At 45.8% G+C, this 12,723-nt stretch carries 9 protein-coding genes and 3 rRNA genes; all 12 read left to right on the forward strand.

The features are described 5' to 3' along the window. The first annotated feature begins 23 nt into the window (after window positions 1-23). On the forward strand, window positions 24-614 hold the full coding sequence (locus MKY98_RS12270; RefSeq protein ID WP_029516796.1) for a TetR/AcrR family transcriptional regulator: 591 nt from the start codon (window positions 24-26) through the stop codon (window positions 612-614). A gap of 18 nt (window positions 615-632) precedes the next feature. After that, window positions 633-1,259, forward strand: coding sequence for an HXXEE domain-containing protein (locus MKY98_RS12275; RefSeq protein ID WP_029516795.1), 627 nt, complete (start codon window positions 633-635; stop codon window positions 1,257-1,259). Between the two features lie 120 nt (window positions 1,260-1,379). Next, window positions 1,380-2,081 (forward strand): DUF4309 domain-containing protein, encoded by a 702-nt coding sequence (locus MKY98_RS12280; RefSeq protein WP_069012581.1) that lies wholly within the window; start codon window positions 1,380-1,382, stop codon window positions 2,079-2,081. Between the two features lie 149 nt (window positions 2,082-2,230). Then, entirely contained in the window at window positions 2,231-2,758 is a 528-nt protein-coding gene (locus MKY98_RS12285) for a TetR/AcrR family transcriptional regulator (protein WP_029516793.1), read from the forward strand. Window positions 2,759-2,974: 216 nt separating this feature from the next. Then, complete coding sequence (locus MKY98_RS12290; protein WP_029516792.1) at window positions 2,975-3,565, forward strand: sulfurtransferase TusA family protein; 591 nt, start codon at window positions 2,975-2,977, stop codon at window positions 3,563-3,565. After that, a complete protein-coding gene (locus tag MKY98_RS12295; RefSeq protein ID WP_029516791.1) occupies window positions 3,562-4,038 on the forward strand; it encodes a DsrE/DsrF/DrsH-like family protein in 477 nt (158 codons plus the stop codon). The genes MKY98_RS12290 and MKY98_RS12295 overlap by 4 nt, the downstream gene beginning before the upstream one ends. Before the next feature lie 76 nt (window positions 4,039-4,114). Then, on the forward strand, window positions 4,115-4,381 hold the full coding sequence (locus tag MKY98_RS12300) for a metal-sensitive transcriptional regulator (RefSeq protein ID WP_013310304.1): 267 nt from the start codon (window positions 4,115-4,117) through the stop codon (window positions 4,379-4,381). Window positions 4,382-4,614: 233 nt separating this feature from the next. Beyond that, window positions 4,615-5,295, forward strand: coding sequence for a YetF domain-containing protein (locus MKY98_RS12305; RefSeq protein WP_069012582.1), 681 nt, complete (start codon window positions 4,615-4,617; stop codon window positions 5,293-5,295). A gap of 303 nt (window positions 5,296-5,598) precedes the next feature. Continuing rightward, window positions 5,599-6,759: a trans-sulfuration enzyme family protein gene (locus tag MKY98_RS12310; RefSeq protein ID WP_069012583.1), complete on the forward strand. Its 1,161-nt coding sequence runs from the start codon at window positions 5,599-5,601 to the stop codon at window positions 6,757-6,759. A gap of 430 nt (window positions 6,760-7,189) precedes the next feature. Beyond that, a 16S ribosomal RNA gene (locus tag MKY98_RS12315) occupies window positions 7,190-8,745 on the forward strand. A 395-nt stretch (window positions 8,746-9,140) separates the two neighbouring features. Next, window positions 9,141-12,088 (forward strand): 23S ribosomal RNA (locus tag MKY98_RS12320). A 152-nt stretch (window positions 12,089-12,240) separates the two neighbouring features. Next, window positions 12,241-12,357: ribosomal RNA gene (gene rrf, locus MKY98_RS12325) — 5S ribosomal RNA — on the forward strand. The 16S, 23S and 5S rRNA genes sit together here, the layout of an rRNA operon. Window positions 12,358-12,723 lie beyond the last annotated feature (366 nt).

The following is a 12,723-nucleotide window of genomic DNA, read 5'->3' on the forward strand; positions in this document are numbered from 1 at the left end:
AACGAAACAGGAGGAGGAAAAACATGAATCACCCAGACAAAAAACAACAAACCAAAGAAAAAATCTTAGACGCTACGCTGGAATTTATTCAAAAGGAAGGTTTTGAGGCGGTTACAATCCGAAAAATTGCCGATCTGTCTGCTACTAATATTTCATTAGTTAATTATTATTTTGGCTCCAAGGAAAATTTGCTCAGTGAAGCTATTGAAGTGATATTAAATGGCTTTCAACACACCTTTTCTATTTTGGATAATACAGCGATCCCCCCCCAAGATAGACTGAAACAATTTTTACATAACTATTTACAGGTGATTCGTCAATATCCAGAGCTTCTTTCGCGAATTATTGCCATGGGTAGCACGCCCTTCACATCTCAACAGGAATACGGAAGGTTTTTAAACATAATGGGATTTCCAAAGGTTCAGAACACGATCAAGGAGCTGACAGGCGAGCAACAGCCGGAGCGCTTGTTAGCGATGATGCTGCAAATATTCGGAGCTATTTTTCTGCCCGCACTGATGAGTCCGATTCTTGAATCAGGGGCAGTTGTGAAAATACCTTCAATAGAGGAACAATTAAATCTGCTGTTTGAAAGATATTTTGATCAAAAATAAAGCATAGGAGTGACTAATATGAATTATTTGAGAAAATATTGGCAAGATGCAGGGGCTATAATCGGTGTGGTCGTATGTGTTGTTTTGCTTATGAATCAAGCTATCCTTTCGGATATAACAGGCATGTTATGGTTGAGTTTTGTAGCTATATTGTTTCATCAATTTGAGGAGTACCGCTGGCCTGGATATTTTGCTGGTTTATTTAACAACGTTATGTTTAAAAGTGAAGCACCCGATCATTACCCCTTAAACACTCAATCAGCGATGATTATCAATGTTGCAATTGCCTATGTGTTTTACCTGCTCCCCGTATGGTTTCCGCAAGTAATCTGGCTTGGACTCGCACCCGTTTTTATGGGATTTTTTCAGGTCGTCTGGCACGGTATCGTCGTAAATATTAAAGCAAAAACCCTATATAATCCTGGCTTGTTTACGGCACTTCTCCTGCATGTTCCAGTCGGAATTTGGTATATACATGCAATAGTACAGCGAGACATCCCAACGGCAATAGACTGGATTGCGGGTACGATCTACTTTGTTTTTGCTGTATACATCTTCATCATTAAAGGGAATATATGGTTGAAGAAGAGTGACTCTCCTTACTCCTTTTCTAAACAACAGCTGGGATCTTATGGTCGTAAATAGTGTATATTAGAAAATCATTAATGTCCTTGTTTACAAGTTGGAAACAAGTAGAGGTATTCTGGAAACGAGGTTCGGTTACACTTGGTTTGTACCCATGAACAAGAAAAGAGTGATCTTATAATGAAGCATACACATCAATCTTATGATCGTAAAAAGTTGGCTTACAAGCTAATCACCACTAGTGCTTTATTGGCGATAGGTTTTGCTGTGATGACAGGATGCAGCAATAGCGGGGAAGCAAAATCAACTGCTCCTACTAAAGCAGAAACAGTCACATCGCCTGCTAGTTCTACAGATCAAAACACGGATCTCAATACTAATGGGCAAGGCTCAACCTCAACCTCGACCCATCAAGAATCTGCCAATAGTACAGCTACACCTCACAGTAAACACAGCCCTGCAGCTGCTATATTTAGCGCAGCCAAGCAGGGAACCTTACCGAATTTGCCTAAAGGTCTTGGCTTGGGAACTAGCAGCGATCTTTTATTTGAGCTGTGGGGGAAATCCGAGTCTGGTTCTACTGGTCCTATGAGAAGTTACGCTAAGTATCATACAGATATCATGCTGGATGGAAGCGATAAAGTTACAGAAATTACATCTTCCGATCCAGACTATAAAAAGTTGCTTATCAAACAAATTGTTGACGATTTAGGCCAACCTACGGAAACCGTTGATACCTCTAGAGACATACCTGACACAGCAGAAGCTAATTATACGATCAATAACACATCAGGACTTAGTTATAATTTAGTATTTTCCTATCAAACCAAAACGCAAAAGGTCAATTATATCCGATTATATTTTAACTCTAAAACGCCATAATTGGATGTATATAACAGAGTCGTTTCCGTTAGAATTGCGGAGGCGACTTTGTTCAAGCTCATTGTATTTTTAGGGTATGTCGTTTATACTATTTTGTAATTGATTAATCACTAATCAGAAAACTGTGTTAAATAAAAGGATGAAAAAACATGACTAAAGCTACGTCAACATCTATAAATCGCCAAAAGGAAATCATATCTGCTGCCATTGAAGTGTTTGCTGAGATGGGCTACTACCGAGCTACAACAGCCAAAGTTGCAGAACGGGCCAATATTTCTCAACCCTATGTCTTTCGTTTTTTCGCTACCAAGGAAGCATTGCTTGTTGAAGCCCTGAAGGTTTCATTTACACGTATCATAGATTCTTTTCACAGCGTCATTCATTCGGCCTCATCTGAGCAGCTCGAGCAAGAGCTAATTGCAGCCTATTCGCAAATTATGACGGAATACCGTAATGAAACACTTTTGCAAATGCAGGCGCAGACGATCCGCGAGGATGAGGTTGTAAGCGTGATGCAGCAAGGGTTACGTGAAATTCATACGACGGTGTATGATGCTTTCCGACGAGCAGGTATTGAACAAGCAATGGAAAGAACGATGCTTTTTCTCGCTAGAGGTATGCTGTGTAATATTTCGATGTCGCTGGATCTGCCAGAACTGATGAAAAAAGACGATTAATTTTGGTTTATGTTTATGCATTAGAGTCGCGTTTTTGCGCGGCTTTTTTTGCTTTTAATTTTATTTGTTTAAGACATGATTTTGTTTGCTTCTGAGAAAAAACGGCCAAATAAGTTGACAAGAGAAGTGAGTATCATTATCCTAATACCTATAGGGGTATATGTATAAAAGATTTAACTAAGCTAAGCCCCTCAAAAAACAGGCGGAGGTTATAGAATGTCATCAACTAACAATATCCAAGCAGATCATATTCTTGATTGTAAAGGGCTAGCTTGTCCTATGCCTATTGTAAAAGCAAGAAAGGCTATGAATGAGCTCGTTCCCGGAAAGATTATGGAGGTTCAGGCGACTGACAAAGGTTCATTAGCCGATTTTCAGAGCTGGGCCAAAAACACCGGACATCAATATTTGGGCACCCTCCAAGATGGAGATGTAATGCGACATTATCTACAAAAAGCAAATCTAGCTGAGGTGAAGAAGGAGCAAATATTTTCTTCTACGATAAGCCATGAAGAGCTACAAGCAAAATGTTCTGGCAAAGAGAACTTCATTTTACTCGATGTTCGTGAACCCGCTGAATTTACGCTTAAACATATCCCTGGATCTAAGCACATCCCTCTTGGCGAACTGGAGCACAGACTTTCTGAACTGAACTTGGAAGAAGAGATCGCAGTGATTTGCCAAGCTGGAGCACGCAGTGAAATGGCTTGTCAGTTATTAGTTGCCAAAGGCGCTAAAAAAGTCAAATCTGTGCTTTCAGGCATATCCGAATGGGCTGGAGAGACTAAGGGAAGCGAATCCATATGAGCACACCCAAAACAACGATTGTATTATTCAGCGGGGAGCTGGATAAGGCGATTGCTGCATTCATTATTGCGAACGGAGCGGCAGCATATGATCACGAAGTAACTATTTTCTTTACTTTTTGGGGGCTAAATACGTTACGCAAGGATGAAATCGTGAGCACTAATAAGGGGATACTCGAAAAAGCCTTTGGTTGGATCATGCCTCGTGGACCCAAAAAGCTTGCACTATCCAAAATGAATTTTGCCGGACTCGGTCCACAGATGATCAAGCATGTCATGAAAAAACACAATGCGCTTTCCTTGCCGCAGCTTATAGAGTTGGCACGAGAGCAGGGGATCAAGCTCGTCGCCTGTACCATGACCATGGATTTGTTAGGGCTGCAGCAAGAAGAGCTAATCGAAGGTTTGGAATATGCTGGGGTAGCCGCCTACTTGGGGGATGCTTCCCAGGGCAAGGTGAATCTATTTATTTAGGGTATCCTATTTATTTTTTTGGTTTATAATATACCTATACGTGTATATGGTAAGTCAAAAAAGGAGTGCATTACTTATGGATTACAATTACAGTGATGAACTGAAAACGCGCCTGAGGAGGATTGAGGGACAGGTGCGTGGGGTACTTCGTTTAATGGATGAAGGAAAATCGTGCAAAGACGTCGTTAGCCAGTTATCTGCCGTACGTAACGCATCAGATAAAGCGATTGCCCAAATTGTAGCAGAGAATCTGCAACGATGTATATTGGAAGAGCAAGAGGCAGGAGGAGACACGGATAAGCTGGTTAAAGAAGCGATTCAGCTTCTTGTGAAAAGTAGATAATCTGACTCCGGAGTCCAAGCTAGCGGGCAATGATGTCACTATGCACAAAATTACGGGAGCTGGCATATTGCCTTTGATTAAGATTATATACTAGCCGTAATTAAAAAGTTCGCTGCCTCTAGTTGGTAGCGGGCTTTTTTATTCGGACATTTCAGGAATAATCCTCTGTTTATGCTGAGGTAGGCCGGTGTAAATAACACATAACAAAACAACTTCTTCCGGGAGGCCTATTTATGGAGGTATTTGTTTCGATTGGTGTCAAATTGATCATCAGCTTTTTTGGCTTGTGGATCATTACTTTTATTACAGGTCGGAAAACACTCAGTCAGTTAACACCACTCGATTTCCTAACATCATTGGTGTTAAGCGAAATTGTGGGAAATACGTTATATGACGATAAGGTGACCATTGGGCAGCTTTTGTTTGCTTTGGCACTATGGTGCGCGCTGGCCTACTTTTTTGAAAAAGCCACGACCCATTTTGTGAAATTTGGATATATGGCAGAAGGTCGAACAGTGCTGCTCGTGGATAAAGGGCAGGTAAATCAAGAAATGCTGGAGAAATATGATATAGAATTTACACAGCTACTCTCCATGCTACGCCAGCAAAATATTTTTTCTCTGCGTGAGGTCTGGTACGCTACGTTAGAGACGAACGGCTCCTTGTCAGTCATGCGCAAACCTGAATACGAGCCACCCGCCGCTCAGGATATGGGAATAGATGCACAGCCTGATCTTTTTTCTGTTACTGTCATTGATAAGGGAAGGTTGCTAAATGAATCTATGCGTGGGAAAACAATTGATATTGGAGAGATTAAGGCTAAGGTGCGAGAGCAGGGATATGATAGTATCGATGAGATTGCCTATGCAGAGTTAAGCGAGGATGGAACACTTCATATCGTGCCAATGAAATAGAAAAAGCATTAAAAATAAGACCATTTTGATAATTAAGCCAAGAAAGAGGAGCAAGGTGAACAGTCAGGGTTGTACTTCCCAGCTCAAACAATGAAATACAGATGATCAACTCTGATACCCGGAGTATATTTTTACTCATTGCTTCCATTCACTGCTCCATATTTATTTCATGCATTTAATTATCATTTTTAGATCCCAGCAGTTCTTTAAAAGATTTTTGAAATAACCCTATAGAATATTTGAGTCCCGGATTGAGGAGACTACCTCATGAGTTTGAAATTTTTCAGAAAGTGGTGATCAGATTTGAGTTTCTCGGATGATCAGCTTATCTGTCTCCGATTTGAGGACGAACTAGGGTGTTTTGCTAAGGCTGCTGCTCCTCCTATTTATGAGACTGCTCCATTTTTCTTTGATACTTACGAAGATTATGCTGAAGCGGCTAATAATGAAAAGGAGCATTATGTCTATTCGAGGGGAACCAATCCTACCGTTCAGATTGCAGAGCAAATGATTGCTGCACTGGAAGGTGGGGCGGACTGCAAGTGCTTTGCTTCCGGAATGGCTGCTATCAGTGCGGCTCTAATGTGTAGTTTATCCGCCGGGGACCATCTGATTCTGGTCGGACACATATACGAAACCTCCGTCAGCCTAGCTAAATACTTATCGAAGTTCAATATAAATTATACAATTGTACATTCCACTTCTACGGAAGCAGTTGCTGATGCCATCAAACCGCAGACCCGTGCTATTCTTATGGAGTCTCCTACCTCATTCACATTCGATATGGTAAATATTCAGGAGGTAGCTTCGCTTTCCAAAGCGAAGGGCATCCGCACAATCATAGATAATTCATGGGCTACACCCCTTTTTCAAAAACCATTAGAATGGGGCGTAGATATCGTTGTTCACTCCGCATCCAAGTACTTGGGTGGTCATAATGATTTAATTGCAGGGGCAGTGATCGCTTCTAAAGAGATAATAAATCGTATGTATGCTGAAGAGTATGAGTTGATTGGCGGCTCGTTGGCCCCTTTTGAAGCCTGGCTACTCATTCGGGGGCTAAGAACACTCCCTCTCCGAATGGAAGCCCATCAGAGAAATGCTCTGTCGGTTGCTCGTTTTCTATCAGATCATCCGGCCATTTCAAAAGTGAATCATCCCGGACTTCCTTCTCACCCACAACATGAGCTGGCATGTAGGCAGCTCAAAGGGTATGCCGGATTATTCAGTTTTGAACTAAAAGATTTGGGTTATGAGGATATATGCAGAGTGATCAATAAACTGCGACTGATTCGGATCGGTGTATCTTGGGGGTCTATGGAGAGCCAGGTGATCTCACCAAACTACGGCTTCAATAAGCAGAGTCTAGAAAAACAACACATGCCCGAATCGCTTATCCGCCTAGCTGTAGGGCATGAGCCTGCTGAACTTCTGATACAGGATTTAGCTACAGCTTTAAGCTAAGCTAACTTTCAGGATTTTATCTAAAAAAGCGGAAGTAGCGGTTCCTCCAATACATAAAGAGCTTCTGCTTTTCTGATTTATGATGTTTATACCTGATCAACTTTGCACTTGAAGTAGGAGATAAGAGAGTCTCAGTTGTTCCAGGTAAATCACCGTGTAGAAATACAAACTAGTAAATTGGGAAATATTACAACTTGCCTGATAGGTATACACGTGATAAATTATATATCCAGCCAGTTAAACGGCTGTTGACTTGATCTTTGAAAACTGAACAACGAGTGAGTACGGATTTTGCTTGCAAAATCCAACGCTGAAATTTTGGTACATGCCTTCCAGGCTGTATAAAATGGAAGCAAACAAGAGATATTTTTATCTCGTCAGTTTCAAAATGAGCTTATCGCTCTTTCTATAAACCAACTTCGGTTGGTCTTTAATGGAGAGTTTGATCCTGGCTCAGGACGAACGCTGGCGGCGTGCCTAATACATGCAAGTCGAGCGGGGTTAGTTAGAAGCTTGCTTCTAACTAACCTAGCGGCGGACGGGTGAGTAACACGTAGGCAACCTGCCCACAAGACAGGGATAACTACCGGAAACGGTAGCTAATACCCGATACATCCTTTTCCTGCATGGGCGAAGGAGGAAAGACGGAGCAATCTGTCACTTGTGGATGGGCCTGCGGCGCATTAGCTAGTTGGTGGGGTAAAGGCCTACCAAGGCGACGATGCGTAGCCGACCTGAGAGGGTGATCGGCCACACTGGGACTGAGACACGGCCCAGACTCCTACGGGAGGCAGCAGTAGGGAATCTTCCGCAATGGGCGAAAGCCTGACGGAGCAACGCCGCGTGAGTGATGAAGGTTTTCGGATCGTAAAGCTCTGTTGCCAGGGAAGAACGTCTTGTAGAGTAACTGCTACAAGAGTGACGGTACCTGAGAAGAAAGCCCCGGCTAACTACGTGCCAGCAGCCGCGGTAATACGTAGGGGGCAAGCGTTGTCCGGAATTATTGGGCGTAAAGCGCGCGCAGGCGGCTCTTTAAGTCTGGTGTTTAATCCCGAGGCTCAACTTCGGGTCGCACTGGAAACTGGGGAGCTTGAGTGCAGAAGAGGAGAGTGGAATTCCACGTGTAGCGGTGAAATGCGTAGAGATGTGGAGGAACACCAGTGGCGAAGGCGACTCTCTGGGCTGTAACTGACGCTGAGGCGCGAAAGCGTGGGGAGCAAACAGGATTAGATACCCTGGTAGTCCACGCCGTAAACGATGAATGCTAGGTGTTAGGGGTTTCGATACCCTTGGTGCCGAAGTTAACACATTAAGCATTCCGCCTGGGGAGTACGGTCGCAAGACTGAAACTCAAAGGAATTGACGGGGACCCGCACAAGCAGTGGAGTATGTGGTTTAATTCGAAGCAACGCGAAGAACCTTACCAGGTCTTGACATCCCTCTGACCGGTCTAGAGATAGACCTTTCCTTCGGGACAGAGGAGACAGGTGGTGCATGGTTGTCGTCAGCTCGTGTCGTGAGATGTTGGGTTAAGTCCCGCAACGAGCGCAACCCTTATGCTTAGTTGCCAGCAGGTCAAGCTGGGCACTCTAAGCAGACTGCCGGTGACAAACCGGAGGAAGGTGGGGATGACGTCAAATCATCATGCCCCTTATGACCTGGGCTACACACGTACTACAATGGCCGGTACAACGGGAAGCGAAATCGCGAGGTGGAGCCAATCCTAGAAAAGCCGGTCTCAGTTCGGATTGTAGGCTGCAACTCGCCTACATGAAGTCGGAATTGCTAGTAATCGCGGATCAGCATGCCGCGGTGAATACGTTCCCGGGTCTTGTACACACCGCCCGTCACACCACGAGAGTTTACAACACCCGAAGTCGGTGGGGTAACCCGCAAGGGAGCCAGCCGCCGAAGGTGGGGTAGATGATTGGGGTGAAGTCGTAACAAGGTAGCCGTATCGGAAGGTGCGGCTGGATCACCTCCTTTCTATGGAGAATCGTTTCCTGCGATGGAAACATTCAAATTAGCAGGTATAACGTACCTGCGACCGGATATTCAATTCGGTTCATCACATTCGTGTGAATGAAATGAATATCCTGAACTTACTCACTCGTTGCTCAGTTTTGAGAGCTCAAACTCTCAAGCTTCGACGAATACTTCATTCACACATCCGTGTGGAACCGAAATATTCATCGGGTTTCGCTTCGATGAAGCGAATTGCACCTTGAAAACTGGATACCGAAACGAAATTGCGTTTTAGAATATTCCTTTAAGCTGATCTTGTGTAAACAAGTGAAATAAAGGTAGCTGCCTTGAATTTCATTCACACGTAAGTGTTGAACCGAAATTCAAAGCAAATCGTATTTACGATGTAAATACTAGGTTAAGCTACAAAGAGCACACGGAGGATGCCTAGGCGCCAGGAGCCGACGAAGGACGTGGCGAACAACGATAAAGCCTCGGGGAGCTGTAAGCAAGCTTTGATCCGGGGATGTCCGAATGGGGAAACCCGGCTGTCTTCATCGACAGTCACTTTCTGCTGAATACATAGGCAGAATAGAGGCAGACCAGGGGAACTGAAACATCTAAGTACCCTGAGGAAGAGAAAACAATAGTGATTCCGTCAGTAGCGGCGAGCGAACGCGGATTAGCCCAAACCAAGGAGCTTGCTCCTTGGGGTTGTGGGACGTCTCACATGGAGTTACAAAGGAACCGGTTAGATGAAGAGGTCTGGAAAGGCCCGCCAGAGAAGGTAAAAGCCCTGTAGTTCAAAACTGGTTCCCTCCGAGACGGATCCCGAGTAGTGCGGGGCACGTGAAACCCCGTATGAATCCGGCAGGACCATCTGCCAAGGCTAAATACTCCCTGGCGACCGATAGTGAAGCAGTACCGTGAGGGAAAGGTGAAAAGCACCCCGGAAGGGGAGTGAAATAGATCCTGAAACCGTGTGCTTACAAGAAGTCAGAGCCCTATGATATTTTCCTTTGGAAAAATCACGGGTGATGGCGTGCCTTTTGTAGAATGAACCGGCGAGTTACGTTCCCGTGCAAGGTTAAGGTGAAGAGCTGAAGCCGCAGCGAAAGCGAGTCTGAATAGGGCGAATGAGTACGTGGACGTAGACCCGAAACCGGGTGATCTACCCCTGTCCAGGGTGAAGGTGCGGTAACACGCACTGGAGGCCCGAACCCACGCATGTTGAAAAATGCGGGGATGAGGTGGGGGTAGCGGAGAAATTCCAATCGAACCCGGAGATAGCTGGTTCTCCCCGAAATAGCTTTAGGGCTAGCCTCGGAAAGAAGAATCGTGGAGGTAGAGCACTGATTGGGTGCGGGGCCCGCAAGGGTTACCAAGCTCAGTCAAACTCCGAATGCCATAGATTTAGTTCCGGGAGTCAGACAGTGAGTGCTAAGATCCATTGTCGAAAGGGAAACAGCCCAGACCATCAGCTAAGGTCCCCAAGTGTGTGTTAAGTGGGAAAGGATGTGGAGTTGCACAGACAACCAGGATGTTGGCTTAGAAGCAGCCACCATTGAAAGAGTGCGTAATAGCTCACTGGTCGAGTGACTCTGCGCCGAAAATGTAACGGGGCTAAACACACCACCGAAGCTATGGCTTGATGCTTGCATCAGGGGTAGGGGAGCGTTGAATGCGGGTTGAAGGTGTACCGTAAGGAGCGCTGGACTGCATTCAAGTGAGAATGCCGGTATGAGTAACGAAAAGATCTGTGAGAATCAGATCCGCCGAAAGCCTAAGGGTTCCTGAGGAAGGTTCGTCCGCTCAGGGTAAGTCGGGACCTAAGGCGAGGCCGATAGGCGTAGTCGAAGGACAACAGGTCGAAATTCCTGTACCACCGTAATCCGTTATGAGCGATGGGGTGACGCAGTAGGGTAGTGACGCGGACGGATGGATGTCCGTCTAAGCAGTGAGGCTGGTGTGTAGGCAAATCCGCACATCGTTAAGGCTGGGCTGTGATGGGGAGCGAAAATTATAGTAGCGAAGGTCATGATCTCAGACTGCCAAGAAAAGCCTCTAGCCAGGAGAAGGTGCCCGTACCGCAAACCGACACAGGTAGGCGAGAAGAGAATTCTAAGGCGCGCGGAAGAACTCTCGTTAAGGAACTCGGCAAAATGACCCCGTAACTTCGGGAGAAGGGGTGCCTCGGTAGGGTGAATAGCCCGAGGGGGCCGCAGTGAAAAGGCCCAAGCGACTGTTTAGCAAAAACACAGGTCTGTGCGAAGCCGCAAGGCGAAGTATACGGGCTGACGCCTGCCCGGTGCTGGAAGGTTAAGGGGAGTGGTAAGCTCGCAAGAGCGAAGCTATGAACCGAAGCCCCAGTAAACGGCGGCCGTAACTATAACGGTCCTAAGGTAGCGAAATTCCTTGTCAGGTAAATTCTGACCCGCACGAATGGCGTAACGACTTGGGCGCTGTCTCAACGAGAGATCCGGTGAAATTTTAATACCTGTGAAGATGCAGGTTACCCGCGACAAGACGGAAAGACCCCATGGAGCTTTACTGCAGCTTGATATTGAATTTGGGTACGATCTGTACAGGATAGGTGGGAGCCGTCGAACTTTGAGCGCCAGCTTGAAGGGAGGCATCCTTGGGATACCACCCTGATCGTATCTAGGTTCTAACTTGGTACCGTGAACCGGTGCGAGGACAGTGTCAGGTGGGCAGTTTGACTGGGGCGGTCGCCTCCTAAAGAGTAACGGAGGCGCCCCAAGGTTCCCTCAGAATGGTTGGAAATCATTCGAAGAGTGCAAAGGCAGAAGGGAGCTTGACTGCGAGACCTACAAGTCGAGCAGGGACGAAAGTCGGGCTTAGTGATCCGGTGGTACCGCATGGAAGGGCCATCGCTCAACGGATAAAAGCTACCCTGGGGATAACAGGCTTATCTCCCCCAAGAGTCCACATCGACGGGGAGGTTTGGCACCTCGATGTCGGCTCATCGCATCCTGGGGCTGAAGTAGGTCCCAAGGGTTGGGCTGTTCGCCCATTAAAGCGGTACGCGAGCTGGGTTCAGAACGTCGTGAGACAGTTCGGTCCCTATCTGTCGTGGGCGTAGGAAATTTGAGAGGAGCTGTCCTTAGTACGAGAGGACCGGGATGGACGTACCGCTGGTGTACCAGTTGTTCCGCCAGGAGCACCGCTGGGTAGCTATGTACGGAAGGGATAAGCGCTGAAAGCATCTAAGCGTGAAGCCCCCCTCAAGATGAGATTTCCCAATTAGTAAGACCCCTTGAAGACGACGAGGTAGATAGGTTGGGGGTGGAAGTGCAGTAATGCATGGAGCTGACCAATACTAATCGGTCGAGGGCTTATCCTAAGAATAAAACGCAAATGAGTTTCGGATCCAGTTTTCAGGGTGTAACCTTGAAGGTATGTACAAGTGACATACGACAAGCGCATGGCTATTCATTCACACGATATGTGGTGAACCGAATAACCGTACGGAAGAATTTGCGTAGCAAATTCATGTTTGGTGGCGATAGCGGAGGGGTTCCACACGTACCCATCCCGAACACGACCGTTAAGCCCTCCAGCGCCGATGGTACTTGGACTGCAGGGTCCTGGGAGAGTAGGACGTCGCCAAGCACGATAAAAGAGAGCACATCCATAATGGGCTGTGCTCTCTTTTATCTTTTCGGAATTAGATATTTAAACAGTTTAATGAAAGGATATGGAAACTAAGAAGGAATAACATAGAAGTAACCTAGTCCTGACGAAGAGTAGGGTGACGTAGTTCTTACATTGAAATAACAAAAATGGAACATGTATAAAAATGCCTTGGTCATACCCTGCTGGATTAATGAACTCGTATCCCGTTTCTAAAGCTGTAGGGAATGTTCGCCATACAGACGCAAGTTTAATTGAAGAAATTCCTCTGAACTCAAAGTGAACTGTTAGCCTAAAGAGTGCTATTATATGTATGAGCATGGATATGTATTACGTCCATATCAA

The sequence above is a fragment of the Paenibacillus sp. FSL M8-0228 genome (assembly GCF_038007385.1).
GTDB lineage: Bacteria > Bacillota > Bacilli > Paenibacillales > Paenibacillaceae > Paenibacillus > Paenibacillus polymyxa_D.

Coding starts and splice junctions, on each gene's coding strand:
- MKY98_RS12270 (WP_029516796.1), top strand. CDS start 24: ATGAATCACCCAGACAAAAAACAACAAACCAAAGAAAAAATCTTAGAC.
- MKY98_RS12275 (WP_029516795.1), top strand. CDS start 633: ATGAATTATTTGAGAAAATATTGGCAAGATGCAGGGGCTATAATCGGT.
- MKY98_RS12280 (WP_069012581.1), top strand. CDS start 1,380: ATGAAGCATACACATCAATCTTATGATCGTAAAAAGTTGGCTTACAAG.
- MKY98_RS12285 (WP_029516793.1), top strand. CDS start 2,231: ATGACTAAAGCTACGTCAACATCTATAAATCGCCAAAAGGAAATCATA.
- MKY98_RS12290 (WP_029516792.1), top strand. CDS start 2,975: ATGTCATCAACTAACAATATCCAAGCAGATCATATTCTTGATTGTAAA.
- MKY98_RS12295 (WP_029516791.1), top strand. CDS start 3,562: ATGAGCACACCCAAAACAACGATTGTATTATTCAGCGGGGAGCTGGAT.
- MKY98_RS12300 (WP_013310304.1), top strand. CDS start 4,115: ATGGATTACAATTACAGTGATGAACTGAAAACGCGCCTGAGGAGGATT.
- MKY98_RS12305 (WP_069012582.1), top strand. CDS start 4,615: ATGGAGGTATTTGTTTCGATTGGTGTCAAATTGATCATCAGCTTTTTT.